This is a genomic window from Oleiphilus sp. HI0043 (assembly GCF_001634935.1).
In genome coordinates this window covers 1-668 of sequence record NZ_LWEY01000996.1, presented here as the reverse complement: position 1 = coordinate 668, position 668 = coordinate 1, and the positions used below count along the sequence as shown (strand labels likewise).

1 pseudogene is annotated in these 668 nt (G+C 47.8%); it reads right to left on the bottom strand.

Features of this window, described 5'->3' with window-relative positions:
* A pseudogene (locus tag A3729_RS10755) lies at window positions 1-668 on the bottom strand (DNA-directed RNA polymerase subunit beta'); the annotation flags it as partial.

Below are 668 nucleotides of genomic sequence, written 5' to 3'. Positions count from 1 at the left end.
ACTTCAACCATGTCGCCATCACGCATATTTAACAAAGCGTTAGCTGGCAAGAATACCTGAATCGGATTATCTGTACCTGGTAACAAGACAGGGTTACCATCTTCATCCACAAGCTGAACCATTGGACGAATATCTTTACCTGAAGATGGACGATCTTTCGGATCGATAATCTGGATATTGGATAGACCTGTTAACTCATCAGTTTGAGTCGTTACAGTAATACCCTCTTCCATTCCAACGAACTGAGCCTTACCACCATTTTCGGTAATGATTGGGTGCGTATGTGGATCCCACTTAGCAACCACACCACCCGCTTCGATCTTGTCACCGTCTTTAGCCGAGATCACAGCACCGTAAGGAAGCTTATACCACTCACGCTCGCGACCATGCTCATCAGCTACTGCTAGCGCAGAAGAGCGAGAGGTTACAACTAGGCAGCCGTCTTTACGCTCAATCGACTTCATATTATGCAGGCGGATCTTACCACCATGCTTAACCTGAATATTATCTACTGCAGATGATCTAGACGCCGCACCACCGATGTGGAAAGTACGCATCGTTAACTGTGTACCCGGCTCACCGATTGACTGCGCAGCGATAACACCAACAGCCTCACCCTTATTAACAACATGACCACGAGCCAAGTCACGACCGTAGCACTGGGCACA